General features: G+C 72.8%; 15 protein-coding genes. 10 read left to right on the top strand and 5 right to left on the bottom strand.

Features of this window, described 5'->3' with window-relative positions; genetic code table 11:
* The first annotated feature begins 5 nt into the window (after positions 1–5).
* Positions 6–2,141: a UvrD-helicase domain-containing protein gene (locus tag ACFSJS_RS23225; protein ID WP_380903536.1), complete on the top strand. Its 2,136-nt coding sequence runs from the start codon at positions 6–8 to the stop codon at positions 2,139–2,141.
* 166 nt (positions 2,142–2,307) lie between these two features.
* Here the strand turns inward: ACFSJS_RS23225 and ACFSJS_RS23220 are convergent, their stop codons facing one another.
* On the bottom strand, positions 2,308–3,150 hold the full coding sequence (locus ACFSJS_RS23220; RefSeq protein ID WP_380903534.1) for a DsbA family oxidoreductase: 843 nt from the start codon (positions 3,148–3,150) through the stop codon (positions 2,308–2,310).
* Between ACFSJS_RS23220 and ACFSJS_RS23215 the strand changes: the two genes are divergently transcribed.
* Positions 3,140–3,472, top strand: coding sequence for a putative quinol monooxygenase (locus ACFSJS_RS23215; protein WP_380903601.1), 333 nt, complete (start codon positions 3,140–3,142; stop codon positions 3,470–3,472). The two genes, ACFSJS_RS23220 and ACFSJS_RS23215, sit on opposite strands and share 11 nt — an antisense overlap.
* A 401-nt stretch (positions 3,473–3,873) precedes the next feature.
* Positions 3,874–4,632 (top strand): IclR family transcriptional regulator, encoded by a 759-nt coding sequence (locus ACFSJS_RS23210; protein WP_380903532.1) that lies wholly within the window; start codon positions 3,874–3,876, stop codon positions 4,630–4,632.
* Between the two features lie 358 nt (positions 4,633–4,990).
* Here the strand turns inward: ACFSJS_RS23210 and ACFSJS_RS23205 are convergent, their stop codons facing one another.
* Entirely contained in the window at positions 4,991–5,929 is a 939-nt protein-coding gene (locus tag ACFSJS_RS23205) for a sigma-70 family RNA polymerase sigma factor (RefSeq protein WP_380903530.1), read from the bottom strand.
* Positions 5,930–5,939: 10 nt separating this feature from the next.
* Positions 5,940–7,130 (bottom strand): NAD(P)/FAD-dependent oxidoreductase, encoded by a 1,191-nt coding sequence (locus ACFSJS_RS23200; protein ID WP_380903528.1) that lies wholly within the window; start codon positions 7,128–7,130, stop codon positions 5,940–5,942.
* A gap of 499 nt (positions 7,131–7,629) precedes the next feature.
* On the opposite strand from ACFSJS_RS23200, the gene ACFSJS_RS23195 reads away from it, so the two are divergent.
* On the top strand, positions 7,630–8,808 hold the full coding sequence (locus ACFSJS_RS23195) for a spore photoproduct lyase family protein (protein WP_380903526.1): 1,179 nt from the start codon (positions 7,630–7,632) through the stop codon (positions 8,806–8,808).
* Between the two features lie 175 nt (positions 8,809–8,983).
* On the opposite strand, the gene ACFSJS_RS23190 is transcribed toward ACFSJS_RS23195, so the two are convergent.
* Positions 8,984–9,301 (bottom strand): hypothetical protein, encoded by a 318-nt coding sequence (locus ACFSJS_RS23190; protein ID WP_380903525.1) that lies wholly within the window; start codon positions 9,299–9,301, stop codon positions 8,984–8,986.
* Positions 9,302–9,973: 672 nt separating this feature from the next.
* Here ACFSJS_RS23190 and ACFSJS_RS23185 point away from each other — a divergent pair.
* The 4 genes from ACFSJS_RS23185 to ACFSJS_RS23170 all read left to right on the top strand — a co-directional run bounded on the left by ACFSJS_RS23185 (position 9,974) and on the right by ACFSJS_RS23170 (position 14,500).
* Entirely contained in the window at positions 9,974–13,009 is a 3,036-nt protein-coding gene (locus ACFSJS_RS23185; RefSeq protein ID WP_380903524.1) for a 3-keto-alpha-glucoside-1,2-lyase-like domain-containing protein, read from the top strand.
* 264 nt (positions 13,010–13,273) lie between these two features.
* Positions 13,274–13,684 carry an SRPBCC family protein gene (locus ACFSJS_RS23180; protein ID WP_380903523.1) on the top strand — a complete coding sequence of 137 codons (411 nt, stop codon included), beginning with the start codon at positions 13,274–13,276 and terminating at the stop codon, positions 13,682–13,684.
* Between the two features lie 127 nt (positions 13,685–13,811).
* Positions 13,812–14,117, top strand: coding sequence for a type II toxin -antitoxin system TacA 1-like antitoxin (locus tag ACFSJS_RS23175; protein WP_380903521.1), 306 nt, complete (start codon positions 13,812–13,814; stop codon positions 14,115–14,117).
* Positions 14,114–14,500 (top strand): fic family toxin-antitoxin system, toxin component, encoded by a 387-nt coding sequence (locus ACFSJS_RS23170; RefSeq protein WP_380903519.1) that lies wholly within the window; start codon positions 14,114–14,116, stop codon positions 14,498–14,500. Before ACFSJS_RS23175 ends, ACFSJS_RS23170 begins: the two co-directional genes overlap by 4 nt.
* A gap of 153 nt (positions 14,501–14,653) precedes the next feature.
* On the opposite strand, the gene ACFSJS_RS23165 is transcribed toward ACFSJS_RS23170, so the two are convergent.
* Positions 14,654–15,280 carry a LysE/ArgO family amino acid transporter gene (locus tag ACFSJS_RS23165; protein WP_380903517.1) on the bottom strand — a complete coding sequence of 209 codons (627 nt, stop codon included), beginning with the start codon at positions 15,278–15,280 and terminating at the stop codon, positions 14,654–14,656.
* 70 nt (positions 15,281–15,350) lie between these two features.
* Between ACFSJS_RS23165 and ACFSJS_RS23160 the strand changes: the two genes are divergently transcribed.
* Both ACFSJS_RS23160 and ACFSJS_RS23155 read left to right on the top strand, forming a co-directional pair.
* The gene (locus tag ACFSJS_RS23160; RefSeq protein WP_380903599.1) at positions 15,351–16,256 is read left to right on the top strand and encodes a LysR family transcriptional regulator ArgP; all 906 of its coding nucleotides are present in this window, start codon (positions 15,351–15,353) and stop codon (positions 16,254–16,256) included.
* Between the two features lie 394 nt (positions 16,257–16,650).
* Positions 16,651–17,901, top strand: coding sequence for a poly(ethylene terephthalate) hydrolase family protein (locus ACFSJS_RS23155; RefSeq protein WP_380903515.1), 1,251 nt, complete (start codon positions 16,651–16,653; stop codon positions 17,899–17,901).
* Positions 17,902–18,037 lie beyond the last annotated feature (136 nt).

Genomic DNA, 18,037 nt, shown 5'->3' with positions numbered 1-18,037 from the left:
GCCTCATGCCCCGGCTCGCCTTCGCCCAGAGCTTCTGGGACGGCTACGACACCCTGGAAAAGCCGGTCCGGGCCGGGGTGCGCAAGGCCATGGCGAAGTTCCAAACCATGAACGTCGCCGAACTCAACGCGGACAAGGGACTGCACCTGGAGTCCGTCGAGAACGCCCGCGACCGGCGCATGCGCACCATTCGCATCACCGATTTCTGGCGTGGCGTCGTCCTCGCCCCCGACGACGGCAGCGACGTGTTCCTCCTGGTCAACGTTCTGCCGCACGACGACGCCTACACCTGGGCGGCGAAGCGTCTGTACAGCGCGAACTCCGCGACCCGGGCCCTGGAGGTGCGCAATGCCGTCGCCCTGGACGAGTTGACACCGTTGTACGAGACGGCCGCGCGCACGGCTCCCCGGCTGCTGTTCGCAGACATCTCCGACGGCACGTTGCGTGAGCTCGGCATCGACGACCAGGTTCTGCGCGCGGCGCGCTCCCTGGTGGACAAGGCCCAGCTGGAAGCGTTCTCCACGCTCCTGCCGGAGGACCAGCTGGAGGTGCTGCAGTACCTCGCCGAGGGCTTCGGCCCCGAGGAGGTCTACCGGGATGTCGTGGCCGTTCGCCGGCCCGCCGAAGCCCCCGCCGAGCCGGTCGAGGACCTCGCCACGGTGATCGCCAACACTCCCGCGCGCATCCGCCTGGTCACCGGACCGCAGGAGTTGGAGGAGATCCTGGAGAAGCCCTTCGCGGCCTGGCGGGTCTTCCTCCACCCCTCCCAGCGGCGTGTCGCCTACCGCACTTCGTACGGGGGCCCCGTCCAAGTCACCGGTGGTCCGGGAACGGGCAAGACGGTGGCCGCCCTGCACCGGGTCAAACACCTGCTCGGACGTTCCGACGACGGTCGTGTCCTGCTCACCACGTACACGAACGCCCTCGTCACCGGATTGCTCGAGATGCTCGGCCTGCTCCTCGAGGAGGACGAGAAGCTGCTGGCGCGGGTCGACGTGACGACGGTGGACGCCTACGCGCACGGCGTCGTGCGCGCGAAGTCGGCGGCCGCTCCCCAGCCGATCGGGGACCGGGAGCAGCGGCGGTTGTGGGAGAAGGTCGTCAAGCAACTCGATCTGCCATTCACCGCCCAGTTCCTGGCCCAGGAGTACCGACACGTCATACTCGGCCAGAACCTCCGCGAGCTCGACGCCTACCTCGGCGCGAGCCGCCGCGGCCGCGGCACCGGACTCGGTCCCACGCGGCGTCGAGAGGTGTGGAGCGGCGTGGAACGGTTCGAACGGCTCCTGCGCGATCGCGGCGAGACCACATACCTGCGGGTCTGCGCCCGGGCGGCGGAAATCCTCGCCGGCGAGCCGACTCCGTACTCCCATGTCGTCGTCGACGAGGCACAAGATCTGCACCCCGCGCAGTGGCGGGTGCTGCGCGCCGCCGTGTCCCCCGGCTCCGACGACCTGTTCGTCACCGGTGACCCGCACCAGCGGATCTACGACTCCCGGGTGTCGCTCGGCTCCCTGGGCATCGCCACGGCCGGCCGGAGCTTCCGGTTGCGCGTCAACTACCGCTCCACCGAGGAGATTCTCACCTGGTCGGCACGGCTCCTCGCGCCCGTTACCGTCGACACGCTCGAAGGCGAGGGGACGGACTCGTTGGCCGGGTACCGCTCCCTGCTCCACGGACGCCGCCCCCAGACGCAGGGGTACGCATCCCGGCAGGACGAAACCGAGGCCCTGGTGGATCGGATCCGGACGTTGCTGGCCGAGGGCCTCGCACCGCACGAGATCGGCGTGTGCGCGCGCTTCAACCTCTCCCTGGACGCAGCCGAGGGGAAACTGAAGGCCGCCGGTATCCCGGTGCAACGGGTCAAAGGACAGATCACGCGGGAGACCGAGGGCGTACGGCTGGCAACGATGCACGCGATGAAGGGGTTGGAGTTCCGAGCGGTGTCCGTCCTCGGCGTCAGCGAGGGCACCATTCCGTTCGTCCGCGAAATCACCTCGCGTGAGGCGGACCCGCTGCAGCACGAAGCCGACCTGCTCCGGGAACGTTGCCTTCTCTTCGTCGCCTGCACTCGCGCTCGCGAAGCGCTGAGTGTGACGTGGAGCGGAACTCCAAGCCCATTTCTACCAGGCGCTGCCTGATCAACCATCCGGCCCAGATCTGTGCGGAGCACGCCCCCTGGGGCACCTGCCCAGTCCTCACTCCTCCGGTGTCAAAATGCCCGCGGCAAGGCCGTCACGGGCGCATTCGGCTAGCTGTCGACTCGACCCGCCGATTTTCCGCATTCCTTCCTCAAGTGCGGAGAAATCACGAAAGGCAGAGCCGTTCCCCGGACAGGACGGAGCCGCCGGCGAGGAGGAACACCGGCGGGGCCGGCAGGCCGATTTCGCGGACGCGGGCGAGTTCGGCGTGCACCGCGTCCGCGCCACCGCCGTCGGTCATGACGCCCGTCTCGGCGGCGATCCGGGCGGGTACGGCAGGGTCCGCGATGTTCAGGCCGTCGGTGAAGTAGGCGCGGAACAGCCGCTCGGCCACTTCCTCGCCCTTCCCCTGCTCGGACGCCTGAGCGGCGAGACGGTGCGCGTCGAAGGTGTTGGTGGACACCGCGCGGCGGAAGTCGAGTTCGAGGCCGTCGTCGGCGCCGAGCGAAGTGTCGGCGGCGAGTCGAGCCGCTGTGGCCGTGCCGCGTTCACCCGACCAGACGGCGATCAGCGACTCACCGGCGCGTGACGCGTCGGGGCGGGGTTGGACGGGGCGCAGCACGGTCTCGACCGTGCTGTCGTCCGCGCGGTACCGGCGGACGGCCGAACCGCGCAACGGCACGAGCCGGATGGCCGGCAGCGGGCCGACGCCCCACCGGTGACGCTTCCCACCTGGTCCGCCGACCCCGCGTCGGCGGCCACGAGTTGCGCGACCGCGTACCCGGGGAAGCCCTTCCGGCCGGTTCCTTCGGCCGGCTGCCGAACCGCCGCGGCCATCCCCGGCCTCGCCGGACGGCGCCCTCTGCGGCTGGTGAGGAAATCCCGTTTCCGGCATGGCCGGAATCGCGGCGCCGGACCTTGCCGGCGGAGGACGGCGGTGGGGCAGGGTGGGGAGCCGGGCGATCCCCCTGCCCGATCCGCCTGCCGAAGGAGCCATGATGATCTTCATAACCGTGAAGTTCCCTGTCCGTCCCGAGCGGAGTGCGGACTGGATGGACCTTGTCGACGAATTCACCCGGGCCACCCGCCGGGAACCGGGCAACCTGTTCTTCGAGTGGTCCCGCAGCGTGGACAACCCGAACGAGTTCTTCCTCGTGGAGGCCTTCCGCGATGGTGAGGCGGGCCGCGAGCACGTGGAGTCCGCGCACTTCAAGCAGGCCGTGGAGGCCATGTCGTACGCCGTCGCCGCGACCCCGCAGATCGTCAGCATCGAGGTGCCCGACCGCGAGGGCTGGGACCTGATGGCGGAGGTCTCCCCCCGTGAGGCATGACGGCACCTGCCGGGGTCCTCGTCGGCGACGGGGACAGGATCCGCCCGGGTGACATCGCGCTCGTCGCTCACCGCCTCGAAGGACACCCGCCGGGCTCCGTCGTTCTGCTCCACGACGATCCGCAAGGGCACCCCCACCTCTTCACCGGGCACTGCCTGTTCCCTGGCGGGGTGGGCGCCGCCTCCGACGGCCCGGCTGCCCCCGCCGGCCTGTCCAACGGGGTGGAAGCCACGGTATTCGGTCGGCCGCCCGGCACCACCCGGGTTTATCCTGGCCGTGGCCGGGACGCCACGGTGGGCACGGAGCGGCCCCACTTGCCGAAACGGCGGGAGCGGGGCCGGTGGCCGACCCGCTCCCGGGTGCAGGCGCAGCACCGAGGCGAGTGAGGAGGAGCGGGGCCCATGCCCGGTCAGACCGGGCCGCGAGCAGCGGAGCGCACCCTTGAGGTGCTCGAGCTCGTCGCCGACGCGGCCGGGCCGGTGTCGGCCAAGGCACTGGCCCGCAGTCTCGGCTGCGCGCTGTCCACGGTGTACACCCTGCTGACCCCCCTCACCGAGCGGGGATACCTGGTACGCGCGGACGGCGGCTACGTACTCGGCTACCGGGTCCCCGCCCTGCACCGCTCGTTCCAGAAGCAGACGGGTCTGGACGAGGGCGTCGTCGGGCTGCTGACGTGGCTGCAGCGCGCCACCCGTGCCTCGGCCAACTACGTGGCCTTCCAGGGAAACGGCCTGGTGATCGCGGATGTCAGGACCGTCGCCGCCCAGGGGGCGGAGCGCCCCCGTCTCGGCGTCGGCATCGATCCGCGCTCCCACGCCTACGCCCACGGCAAGATCGCGCTGGCGGCCGCGAGCCCGGCAGCCCGCCGCCGGTACCTGGAAGAGCTCGGTCTGCGCCGGTTCACGCCGTACACGATCGCGTCCGTCACCCGGCTCGACGAGGAACTGCGGCGGGTCCGGCGCCTCGGGTTCGCCCAGGACGTCGAGGAGGCCCAGCCCGGACTGGCCTGCCTGGCAGCGCCCGTGCTCGGTGCGGGGGGCGCCGTGGTCGGGTGTGTCGCCCTGTCCGTCCGTCCGGACGAACTGCGCGCCAACCGGTCGTCGTTGATCGACGCCGTGCGACGAGCGGCCCAGAAGGCGGCGCAGGTCGACCACCGCTGACGGAGGCGGTCGCGGCCACACCGCCGACCTCCACGGGGGACGGGGCGGAGTGGGTGGCATGTCCCTCGTGCCGACGGCGCCATCCGGTCGCGCACCGGGGTGCGGGATCACCTGCGCGGGGTCTTGCTGCGCCGGCTTGACGACGCCGGTCCGGACGCCGGTCCGTTCGACGGCGCCCGTGTCGCCCCCGGCACCCGTGCGGGGCCCGGGCGAAACCCGAGGTCGAGCCTTGTGGACCGGGGCGAGCCGGGTCCTGCCGTGCCTGCCCGACGGCCGCCCGGTCACGCGGCAGCCCTCCCCGACGATCGCGGCCGGCCACCGGGCCCCGGTTCGGGTCACCGGAGTCCGGTGGCACCGGTCACCAGGTGCCGATGACCGGCGCGTCGGGCTCGTGCTGCCGCCAGGCCTCGTTGAGGCGCGTGAGCCGGTCCGCGGCGGCGATGCCGTACAGGGACGCGACCTTGCCGCCGTCGACGTGGAACACCACCGCGCCCACGACCCGGCCACCGACCACGGCGAGGACGGCCGGGGAGCGGTTGACCGGCGCGATATGGATCGCGGGCGAGCCGCCGGCCAGCCGCCGCTTCGCCGGCGTGGCCCTGAAGCCGGCCCGTGCGTAGGAGGCGACCCGCTCGCGTGTCCTGTACCGCAGCAGCCGCTTGCCCGGTCCGGCGCCGTCCGAGACCGCCGTCACGTCGTCGGTGAGCAGCGCCACCAGTCGTTCGGTGCGTCCCGACACGGCGGCGGTGAGGAACTCCTCGACGACCCGGCGCGCGGACGCGGGGTCCACCTCGTCGCCGCCGCGGCGCTCGGCGGCGACCCGGATCCGGGCCCGGTGGGCGTGCTGCTGGCTCGCGGACTCGGTGATGCCGAGGATGCCGGCGATCTCGGCGTGACGGTACGAGAACGCCTCACGCAGGACGTAGACGGCCCGCTCGACCGGCGAGAGGCGCTCCAGGAGGAGCAGCACGGCCAAGGACACCGATTCGCGCTGTTCGAAGGTGTCGGCCGGGCCGAGCATCGGGTCGCCGTCGAGGAGCGGCTCGGGCAGCCAGGCACCGGCCACCCGCTCGTGGCGCGCCTGCGCCGAGCGGAGCCGGTCGAGGCAGAGGCGGGTGGTGACCTTGGTCAGCCATGCTTCCGGCACCTCGATCCGTTCGTGGTCCGCGGCCTGCCAGCGCAGGAACGCGTCCTGCACGACGTCCTCGGCGTCGGCGGCCGAGCCGAGCAGACGGTACGCGAGCGAGGCCAGGCGGCACCGGCCGGCCTCGAACCGTTCGATGGCTGCGCCGTCCATGCGGAACAGCCTATGCGGCGATCTTCACGCCGGACCGGCCGGACGCGGTGGCCAGGCGGCGCCTGCGCTTGGGCATGCCGAAGGTCGGGTGGGCGATGCCCCATCCGGCCGCCTTGAGCACTCCCGACTTGAGCCGCGCGGCGGTCCGGCCGCCCAGGTACCAGGTCTTCGGCCGCGCGTTCCCGTCCACCATCTGGAAGATCGCGTCCCGCCTCCCGAGGCTGATGTGGTTGCCGTGGTACTTCAGCGCGGTGGTGGGGACCTCGCCGCCCGTCAGGCGCGCGATGATCGCGGCGGTCGCCTGCGTGGCGGTGCAGCCGGCCGAGGCGCAGGACATCGGCAGCGGCCGGCCGTTGTCGCCGATCGCGTGGGCGCAGTCGCCGGCGGCGTAGACGTCCGGGTGCGAGACCGAGCGCATGGTGCGGTCGACGAGGATCCGACCGGTTCCGGCGACCTCCAGGCCGCCGGCGGCCGCGATGGGGTGCACGGCGAACCCGGCCGACCACACGGTCACCTCGGCCGGGATGGACGTGCCGTCGGCGGCGACCGCCCGCGTCGGCTCGACGGCTTCGATGCCGGTGTGCTCGTGGACGGTGATGCCGAGCCGGTCGAAGGCCTGACGCAGGTGGCGGCGGGCCTTCGGGGAGAGCCAGGCGCCCGGCTCGCCGCGGGCGGCGAGCGCGACCGAGAGGTCGGGCCGGGACTCGGCGAACTCGGTGGCGGTCTCGACGCCGGTCAGTCCCTCGCCGACGACCAGCACGGTGCCGCCCCTGCCCAGGCCGGCCAGGCGCTCGCGCAGGCGCAGCGCCGAAGACAGGCCGATCACGTCGAAGGCGTACTCGGCCGCGCCGGGGACGCCGTGGTGGGCGACGGAGCTGCCGAGCGCGTGGAGGAGCGTGTCGTAGGCGAGCTCGCCGTCGCCGTCCTCGCCGGTCACGGCGACGGTCTTGCGCTCGGGGTCCAGGCCGGTGACGCGCGCCAGGCGCAGCCGCACCCCGGTGCCCGCGAACACGTCGGCGAGTTTGTGGAACGCGAGATCCCGGCCGATCGCGAGCTGGTGGAGCCGCATCCGCTCGACGAAGTGGGGCACGGCGTTGACGACGGTGATCTCGGTGTCGGCGCGGGAGAGCCGGCGGGCCAGGTTTCCGGCGGCGAAGGCCCCGGCGTACCCGGCGCCGAGTACGACGATGCGGTGCTTCATGGCGTTGCTCCTGTCTCGTTCGCGTGCCCCTTGAACGAGACGGCGCCCCGATTGCTGACAGGAACCGGGTGTGACGCGGGTCACCGCATTCGGGGCGGTGTCCCCGCGGTGGTGCGGACGAGCCGCCTGCAGCGGACCGGGGCGGCGGCGGGACCGGGAGGGACCAGGTGGCCGCGGGGGCGCGTCCGAAGCGGTGGTCGAGCCGGCGGCAGCCGGGCGGCCCGGAGATCCGCTGCGGAGCCGCTTCGGCGGTGCGGACCGGTGCTGATCCCCTCGGGGCCACCGGTTCGGTGCCCGCGACGCGCATGCCGCCGGCGTGGCCCCTGCCGTCCTGCGCGGCGCCCTCCTCGCCGTCCGGCGTCACCGGCGAGCGGCGTTCGCCCCGGCGCGGGCCGGCGCCGATCGGTCCCGGCCCCCGTCGGCCTGCGCCGGTCCGCCGAGGGGTGCGCTCCCGTAGACTCGACGGTACGGCCGTCCCGCGAACCGCCCGGAGTCTCCCGTGCTGCACCACCCCGACCAAGCGGACGGACTGTTCCCCGTGGACGACCTGCTGCCGCCCGCGCCCTCCGGAGCGGTCCGCCGTCCGGCTCCCGAAACCGCCTTCCGCGGCTCCCCCGCGGCACTCCGGATGCTCGACGTACGCGAGATATACGCGGAGCCGGGGGCCGCCGCCTCCGAGCGCGGCCGGGAGATCATCGCGCGCTTCCCCCGCGCCCGGGTCACCGAGGTCTCCTCGCACTGGCGGATCCCGCGCCTCCACGGCAACGAGGGCAACGCCTCCCGGTGGGTCCGGGTCAAGACCGAGACGCTGGTCCTGGGGGTGAAGAAGACGCTCACCCTGCGCCCCAACGGGCGATCGGCCGACTGGATCGCGCCGAGCCCCTCCAACGGCTGCGCCATGGCCTGCGCCTACTGCTACGTGCCCCGCCGCAAGGGGTACGCCAACCCGATCACCGTCTTCACCAACACCGAGGAGATCGTCGGCCGTCTCGCCCGCCACGTCGCGGCGCAGGGGCCCAAACGCGTCCCCAACCAGTGCGACCCCGCCGCGTGGGTGTACGACATCGGGGAGAACGGCGACTGCGCGGTGGACGCCCTGGTCTGCGACAGCACCGCGGAGCTGGTGGCCGCCTTCCGGCAGTGGCCGACGGCGAAGGCGTCCTTCGCCACCAAGTTCGTCAACCCCGACCTGCTGGCGTTCGACCCGCGCGGCCGCACCAGGATCCGCTTCTCCGTCATGCCGGCCGCCGACTCGCGGCTGCTGGACATCCGCACCAGCCCGGTCGCCGAGCGGATCGCCGCTGCGGGCGACTTCCTGGAGGCCGGGTACGAGGTGCACTTCAACCTCTCCCCGGTGGTGGTGCGCCCGGGCTGGGAGGCCGCGTGGACGGAGCTGCTGCGGGAGCTCGACGACGTCCTGCCCCGGACGGTGAAGGAGCAGGCGGCGGCCGAGGTGATCATGCTCACCCACAACCGGGACCTGCACGAGGTCAACCTGGAGTGGCATCCGCGGGCCGAGGAGGTGCTGTGGCGGCCGGACCTCCAGGAGGGCAAGCGCTCGGAGAACGGGAGCTGGAACGTGCGCTACCGGGCCGGCGCCAAGCGGGAGGCGCTGGAGCGGCTGCGCGGGCTGGTCGCCGCCCACGCCCCCTGGCTGGACATCCGCTACGCCTTCTGACCCCGGCGGTCCCCGGTGCGGGGCGAGGAGCCCCGTGTCGGACCCGCGGGCCGGTGCGTCGGTGAGGGGCCGCACCAGCGGCATCGGCCGTGTCCGGCGACGGACCGCGCAAGGGCTGCGGCACCTCCGCTCCGCGGGAGCCGCCCGGCCGGTGCGGCGGCTTCGGCCGAGGACGTCACCGGGGGGTTGCGAGGCAGGCGAAGGCCGCTGCCGCACACCCGAGGACGACCAGTTGCACGGTGCCCGCGATGCGCCAGCGCAAGGCGAGCAGGCCGCCCCCCGAGGCCGCGGCGCCGAGGGCCAAAAGCCACATCGCCTGCCGCGCGACCCGTGGCGCCTCCGGCGCGTTGACCTGGTCGTAGCTGTCGGCCCATCCCGTGATCCCGTAGCCGTACAGCAACCAGGCGATGGCCGCCAGATCGATCAGGAGCAGCCCTGCGCCGACTCCGAGCTGCCGGCCGGTTGACGGCTCCGCCGAGTGCTTCGCGCCCATCACCGCTCCTGTCGTGGAGGTCTGTTCGCCCACCGGATGCCGTCCAGCCTGCCGCTCGGGCGTGTGGCGCACATGAGTGCGCCTACTCAGATCCCCGTCGCGGTGCGTGGGGACCCTCGGGCCGGACGGCACGGCAGGCAGGTGCTCGTCCGGCGCCGCCGCGTCGCGGACTCCGTACCGGAACGCCGACGCGGGAGCCGTCTCCAGGCGGGTTCGACATCGCCTTCCGACCGGGTTCGCGGCGCCGGGTCGCCGGCGGGGCCGCGGTCGTCTCGCGTACGACGGCGGGGCCCGGGTCGTCCGCTGCCGGTGCCGGGTGCCGTGCCGATGTGCGCGGCAAGCGGGCGACCACCTGCCCACCGGGGTGTCTCCACCGCTCCGGCCGGTGACGACCGGGCTCCGCAGGTCCCGCGGGATCCATTCCCGTACCGCTCGCTTCGGCCGGCGCCGGGACGGCTTGGTTCCGGGACGCGGGTTCTTTCAACTTTCTGTGGACAAAACATGGACGGCGAGAGCGAAAGTCCTTACCGTCTTGGTCGCAACCACTCCCCCGTGTACAGCGCAACCCGCATCGCCGGACCGCAGGCGCCCGCCTTCGTCCGCCCGAGGCCGAAGGCCGGTTCACCCCTGGCCGGGCGTCCGCGGTCCGTGCCCCGAGCGCCAGGAGGAAGAGTGAGTCAACGGCCGCACCGCCGGCTACGCAGACATGCTGCGGGGTTGGCACTCGCCGCAGTCGTCGTCGGAAGCTGGACCCCCGCCGCCGCCCAGTCGGCCGCCCGAGTCGCCGCGGACGTCCCGCCGCAGGAACCCGGAGTGACGCTGCGCGTCTTCGACGTGCAGGTGCCCTTGAAGAAGATCTGCGAGTTGAAGGGCGGTCAGACGCCCAACATCGACAAGCTGATGCCCACCGTCGACTGGACGACGGATGCGGACTTCGGCATGGCCGCCAACTTCGTCTCCCACGTCATCGGGAACCTCCACGTCCCGCAGGACGGTACGTATGCCTTCCGTCTGATCAGCGACGACGGCGCACGCCTGCACATCGGTGACCGGGAGGTCATCGACCACGACGGCCTGCACGGCGCGGAGCCCAAGGACGGCGCCGCCCACCTGGCCGCCGGCCTGCACCCGCTGCGCATCGAGCACTTCGAGGCGGGCGGCGGCCAGCAGCTCACCCTTCAGTGGAAGCCGCCCGGCGCCGCGGACTTCACCCTCGTGCCCAACTCGGCGCTGAGCACCGACGCCGGAGTCGTGCGCGTCACCGCGCCCGGCCGCAAGGAGTGCGTCGGCGGCCAGGACAGTCCGGGCGACGGCCTGCCGCTGGCCGGCGTCCACCCGAACTACACCCTCACCGACCTGCGTCCCGCCGGTTTCGAACCCAAGGTCTCCGCCATGGACTGGCTGCCGGACGGCAGGCTGGCGGTGTCCACCTGGGGGGAGAGCGAGACCAGCGACGGGGAGGTCTACCTCCTGGACAACATCACCGGGGACACCGGCCCGGAGAAGGTCACGGTCGAGAAGGTCGCCTCGGGGCTCAAGGAGCCCATGGGCATCAAGTACGTGGACGGCAGGCTGTACGTCTCGGAGAAGCACCAGCTGACCGAGTTGAACGACCACGACGGCGACGACGTCGTCGACGAGAAGAAGAAGATCGCCTCCTGGCCCTACGGCGGCAACTTCCACGAGTTCGCCTTCGGCCTGCTCTACGACAAGGGCAGCTTCTACCTGAACCTGTCGGTCTCCATCAACTACGGCGGCGCCACGACCGACCCGCAACCGGCCGAGGGCGGCCGCGGCACGACCGTCAAGGTCGACAAGGCGACGGGCGAGGTCTCCTACATCGCCGGGGGCCTGCGCACTCCCAACGGCATCGGCTGGGGCCCGGGCAAGGGCATCTTCGTCACCGACAACCAGGGCGGCTGGCTGCCCTCCTCGAAGCTGGTGCACATCAAGCAGGATCGATTCTTCAACCACTACACGCGGTACCGGGACGGCACGGGCGGGGACGCCTCCTTCCGGCCCGGGCCCTTCGACGACCGCCCGGTGACCAAGCCGGTCCTGTGGCTGCCGCAGAACGAGATCGCCAACTCCCCCAGCACACCGCTCATGCTGGAGGAGGGGCCCTTCGCCGGACAGATGATCTTCGGCGACGTCACCTACGGCGGACTGCAGCGCGCGAGCCTGGAGAAGATCGACGGCGAGTACCAGGGCGCCGTCTTCCGGCACACCCAGGGCCTGGAGGCGGGCGTCAACCGCATCAGCGTCGGTCCCGACGGCGCGATCTACGCCGGCGGCCTCGGCGCCGACGGCAACTGGGGCCAGGAGGGCAAGCTCCGCTTCGGCCTCCAGAAGCTGACCCCGAACGGCACCAACGCCTTCGACATCCACTCGATGCGCGCCACGGGCAACGGCTTCGTCCTGAAGTACACCCGGCCGCTCTCCCGGGAGACCGCCGACAAGATCGCCCAGAGCTACCAGGTCCGCCAGTGGCGCTACTCGCCCACACCCGAGTACGGCGGCCCGAAGATCGACGAGGAGCCGCTGACCGTGTCCCGCGCCGTCGTCTCGGACGACCGCAGGCAGGTCCGGCTGGAGATCCCCGGACTCAAGGCCGACCGCGTGGTGCACATCCGCTCCCCGCGCCCCTTCGCCGCGGACAACGGCGAGACCCTGTGGAGCACCGAGGCCTGGTACACCCTCAACGCCATCCCCGGCAAGAAGACGCCCGCCACCGCCTACGAGGCGGAGGAGGCCAAGCTCGGCGGCGGCGCCGGCATCAACAAGGACCACCAGGGCTACTCCGGCGGCGGTTTCGTCGACCGCTACGGCACCCCCGGCGCCACCACCGCCTTCCGCGTCGACGTCGCCAGGAAGGGCACGTACGACGTGGGGCTGCGCTACGCCAACGGCCCGCACCCCTTCCACGGCGACAAGAAGATCAGCATCTACGTCAACGGGGACAGGATCCGCCAGACGGTACTGCCGCCGACCGCCGGCTGGGACACCTGGGCGACGCGGAGCGAGAGGCTGACGCTGCGCAAGGGCGTCAACACCATCACCTACCGGTACGACGACGGCGACGACGGCCATGTCAACCTCGACATGATCCACGTCAACCGCCCCGGGGAACGCATCGACCTGTTCGACGGCGGCAGCCTGTCGCAGTGGCAGCACACCGACGGCCGCGCGGTCGAATGGCCCCGGACCGAAGGGGACTCCATCGAGGTGTGCTGCGGGGACATCCGCACCAAGCAGAACTTCGGCGACCACAGGCTGCACGTGGAGTTCCAAGTCCCCGAACTCCCCGACGACGTCACCGGCCAGGACCGCGGCAACAGCGGCGTCTACCTCCAGAACCGCTACGAGATCCAGATCCTCGACTCCTACGGAGTGCCCACCCTCGCCGACAACGAGGCCGGCGCCATCTACCACCAGAAGGCCGCCGACACCAACGCGTCGTCGCCGCCCGGGACCTGGCAGTCGTACGACATCGTCTTCCGGGCCGCGCGCTACGACAGCGCCGGGAAGATGACCGAGAAGGCCCGGGTCACGGTGGTGTGGAACGGCAGGACGGTCCACGACGACGTGGCCGTCGACGGGCCGACCGGCGGCGGCATCGCCGAAGGCCCGGCCACCGGGCCGGTCAAGCTCCAGGACCACGGCAACAAGGTCCGCTTCCGCAACGTGTGGGTCGAGCCACTGGGCTGACCGACCGCACCCCGCGCCCCGGTCGCGCAGGGGACGGCCCTACCCCGGGGCCGTCCCCTGCGCGGAGCGCGCCGGGTGCTTCCCCGCTCCGGCCGGACCTGCCCGCCGGAGGCGCCGAGTGCACCGGGCCGGGGACGCCCAGGTCACCTGGCACGCCTCGGCAACCACCGAGCGCACGCGCCCGCCGCGGCCTCGGCCCGTCCGGCGGCTCCCGCATGTCCGATCCGTTCAAGAGGACGGCGGCGACGCGCTGCCGTCGCCGCCGTGAACGGCACCGCCTGGGAATCCCGCCACATCGGCGTCCTCATCGACCGCACCGTCGACGAGGCCTACGCCTGTGCGTCGGACCCCGCCAACCTGCCCGCGCGGGCCCACGGTCTGGGCGGGTCCATCGAGAGGATCGGGAATCGGTGGGTCGTGGAGTCCTCCTCCCTGGGACGGGTCACGGTCGGCTTCGCGCCGCGCAACGCCCCCGGTGTGCTCGACCACGACGTCACACTGCCCTCCGGGGAGACCTTCCACAATCCGGTCCGTGTGGTCGCCTGCGGCACGGGAAGCGAGGTGGTGTTCACCCTCCGACGGCAGCCGGGGACGAGCGAGGCCGACGTCGAGCGCGACGCCGGCATGGTCGCTGCCGACCCGGCCCGGCTCAAGGAGGTGGTGGAGTCCGCCTGACGTCCGGTTCGGGCGGGCCGGGCAGGCCGGGGCGGCGGGGCGGACGCGCCCGGGGGTGCCGACGCCCCGAGGCTCCCTCCGGCGGCGTGCCTGGCCGCCGCTTGGTACCGGTGGTACCGTTGGGGCCATGTCGGAGTCCAAGGCGATGAACCTGCGTTTCCCCGACCCGGAGCAGCGGGCCGCCATCGCGGCGGCCGCCCGTCAGGCGGGGGTCAGCATGCAGGAGTACATCCTGTCGGCCGCCTACGACCGGGCGACCGCTGTGGAGCGGCGCTTCCTGGAGGGTTTCAGGGAGTCGATGGCCCGCAGCGGCGCGGCGTTCGCCGCCGAACCCGGCGACGCCGACCCCTCCGCGGAGCGGCGGGCCGCCGAGCTGGCCGCGCGGCGCGAGGTGGAGCAGCACGAGCGGCGGGGGCGGGGCGACGCCGCGTGAGCCGGCCCGACCCGGTCCACCGGCTGGACGTCCCCTTTCTGCTGCACGCCGCCGAACTGCTCGACGGCGATCCCCAGGTCGACGACCTGGGGCCGCTGTACGCGGCGGTCGCCCGCGTCAACGCGCGGGCGCTGGAGCACGACGTCTACGGCTCGCCGCACCTCAAGGCCGGTGCGCTGCTGCAGACCCTGGCCAAACTGCCCTGCCTTGAGCACTCGAACGAGGCCTTCGCCTGGCACTCGTGCGAGGCCTACCTCGCTCTGGGCGGCCACCGGCTGGACTACCCGCCCAAGGCGGCCGTCGCCCTGGTGCGGGACGCGGCCTCCGGCGCGCTCGGGGTCGCCGGAATCGCCCGCCAACTGCGCGCCTGGACCATCGTCTGACCCGGAGCGGACACCGACCGGGTACACCCCGCAGCCGCCCCTGGCCACCAGGGAGCAGTCGCGGCGCTGTCGCCGTCCGCGGCCCCCGGCCGGGGTGAGCCGGCCCCGCGCCCGGCGCCCGTTGCCGACGCGGGTCCTCCGCCCGGGACGGGGTCAGAGGGTGCGGGCCAGCAGCATGGCACCCATCGCGAGCATGGTGACCGCGACCAGGGTGTCCAGCACCCGCCAGGCGACGGGGCGGGACAGGACGCCGCTGAGGAGCCGGGCGCCGTAGCCGAGGCCGGCGAACCACACCAGACTCGCCAGCATCGCACCGAAGCCGAAGACCCAGCGCAGCGAGCCGCGGTCGGCGGCGACCGAGCCGAGCAGCAGCACGGTGTCCAGGTAGACGTGCGGGTTGAGCCAGGTCATGGCCAGACACGTGAGCACCGCGGTGCGAACGGAGCCGGCCGGGGCGCCCTTCGTCGTCAGCGCCTGTCCGGCGGCGGGTCGCAGTCCACGGCGAGCGGCCAGAAGGCCGTAGCAGATCAGGAAACCGCCGCCGGCCAAGCCGAGCGCGGTCAGTGCGGCGGGCCACGCGTCGACCACGGCACCGAGTCCGGCCACGCCGAGGGCGATGAGGACCGCGTCGGAGACGGCACAGACGCCGACCACGGCGAGAACGGCCTGCCTGCGCGCACCCTGGCGCAGCACGAACGCGTTCTGCGCGCCGATGGCGACGATGAGGGACAGACCTGTGCCGAATCCGGCGGTCGCCGCCGGGAGGATGCCGCTGTTCATGCCACCCGACGCTACGGAACACCGTTCCCTTAGTACAGCTAAAGCTTCTTAACTATCATTAGCCAGCGTGATGACAGAGCTGCCCTTCGACCAGGTGCGTACGCTGCTCGCCGTCGTCGACGGGGGCACCTTCGACGCCGCCGCTGCGGCTCTGCACGTGACGCCCTCCGCGGTCAGCCAGCGGATCAAGGCGCTGGAGCAGCGCACCGGGCGGGTGCTGCTGACGCGCACGAAACCGGTCCGGCCGACGGAGTCCGGGCAGGTGGTGGTGCGGTTCGCGCGCCAGATGACCGCTCTGGAGCGGGACGCCCGGAAGGAACTGGGGATCGCAGCCGGGTCGGGCCCGGCCCGGCTGCCGATCGCGGTGAACGCCGATTCCCTGGCCACCTGGTTCCTGTCGGCCCTGACGCGGGTGCCGCAGAGCCCGCCGATCTGCTTCGACCTCCACCGCGAGGACGAGGCGCACACCGCGGCGCTGCTGCGCGAGGGGCGGGTGATGGCGGCGGTGACGTCGTCAGCGGAGCCGGTGGCGGGCTGCACGGTGCGCCCGTTGGGCCTGGCGCGGTACCTGCCGGTGGCGAGCCCGCAGTTCGCGGCGCACCACCTGTCGGCCGGGCCGCTGGAGCGCCGGCTGCCCGACGCGCCGGTGATCGTCTTCGACCGGCGTGACGAACTGCAGGACCGGTTCGTCCGCTCCCTCACACCCGACGAGTCGGGCGCCGGTCCGCTCCGGCACTACGTGCCCACGTCGGAGGGCTTCTGCGACGCGGTGACCGCCGGCCTCGGCTGGGGCCTGGTCCCGGAGCCGCAGGCGGAACCGCTGCTGCGGTCGGGCGCCCTCATGGAACTGGCTCCGGGGCGGCGGGTGGACGTGCCGCTGTACTGGCAGCAGTGGAAGTTGGACGTGCCGGCGCTCGCGCTCGTGGCGGAGACGGTCGCCGCCGTGGCGGCCGAGTCCCTGCACGCCCCGCGCTGACAGCGGCAAAGCCGCAGCCGCCGTCCGCACCGGGCCGCTCGGCACCGTGTGCCTGCGGGCCGTCGCGGAGTTCGTCAGGATTCCGGCGGGCCCGGCTCCGGAGGGCTGCCCAGGCGGCGGCACCGTACGGGGGCTGCCGGGAGAAGCTCTCGGCCCGGCAGCAGGCCCGCCATTCCGCTCCGCTCCCCGAAGCCTCCGCCCGCCGGCTCCGGCAGCGCCCCACGCCGCGTTCCCGCCGGTGATTTCACCGATTTCCGCGTCCGGGATCCCGGTTTGAATCGACTCGGGCCGATGCCGGAACCGCCCTCCGTGACCGGCAGCGGGCACGACTCGCGCAACCGACACATCGATGCGCCGGCGCACTCGGTCGGCGCGGCCAGAAGGGACCTCGGACATGCCGCGCACCAGCGGGCGCCTGCGCGCACTCGGCGCAGTGGCCCTCGGCTTCGTGGTCGTGGGCTCCACCGGCGCTCTCACGACCCCCGCCTCCGCCGCCACCCCGGTCTACAGCGAGGACTTCTCCGACGGGCTCGGCACCTTCACCGCCTCCGGTTCCGTCGGCACCGGACCCTACGGGGCCCGGCTGAGCGGATCGCTGTTCTCCGACCCGTCCATGACGTCCGCGGCCATCGACCTGGCCGGGTACGGCGACGTGACGGTGTCCTACACCCGGGCCACGTCGGGGCTGGACCTCGGCGAGTCCTTCACCGCGGCCTACTCGGTCGACGGCGGTCCGTTCACCACGCTGGAATCGAAGCGCACCGCCGCGGGTGCGGCGTCGTTCCGCCTTCCGGCGTCGGTCGGCGGCGGCAGCCTGCGCCTGCGGTTCTCGCTGGACGCCGGCAGCGCCCTGGAGACGCTGACCGTCGACGACGTGCTCGTCGAGGCCGCGGGCGGCGGAGGTCCGACCGACCCGCCGGCCGGCTCGCTGCCCCCGGTGGCCGACGTCACCGAGCCCGGGCCGTACGCGGTGACCATCGACAGCTCCGCCGGCCCCGGCGGCGACGGCTGGCTGGTGTACCCGGCGGACGCCGGCCGGGACGGTGTGGACCACCCGGTCCTCGTCTGGGGTCCGGGCGCGGGGTCCGGCCCCGCCGACTACGAGGACATGCTGAGGCAGTGGGCCTCGCACGGGTTCGTCGTCTACAGCGAGGTCTCCTCCAGCAGCGGCGACTACATGGTCGACGCCCTCGACTGGCTGGAGGGCCAGAACGCCGACTCGAGCAGTCCGCTCCATCAGGACCTCGACCTCTCCGAGGTGGCCTTCGGCGGCCATTCCCGCGGATCGATCGGGACGTTCGACGCCGCCGGCGAGCGGCGGCTGGAGACCACCGTCCACGTGGCCGGCGGCTCCTTCGACGGCAACGGCCCGAACGGCCTTCGGAACCCGGCCCTCTACATCGGCGGCGACGAGGACTTCGCCACGGCCAACATGGAACGCGACTACGCCACCACCGACGTGCCGGTGTGGTTCACCGTCCTCGACGACACCGACCACATCCTCGCCACCCGCAACGGCCGGCACATCATCACCGCCTGGCTGCGGTGGCACCTGGCCGACGAGGAGTTCCGCCGCACGGAGGACTTCCTGAACCCCGGCTGCACCTTCTGCGGCCTCGGCGAGGTGCGGTACAAGAACTGGTGACGCCACGGTGACCGGCCGTCGCCCTGCCGGCGGGACGGCGGCCGGCGAGGGGACCGGGGCCTCGTCCCGCGTCCCGGCTGCGCCCTGGTCGGACGGCTCCCCACCCGGCCGGGAACCAAGATCGATTGTCAGTGGC

This window comes from Streptomyces desertarenae (assembly GCF_042681365.1).
In the GTDB taxonomy this organism is placed as follows: Bacteria; Actinomycetota; Actinomycetes; order Streptomycetales; family Streptomycetaceae; genus Streptomyces; species Streptomyces desertarenae.
This window is presented reverse-complemented; position numbering and strand designations above follow the sequence as displayed.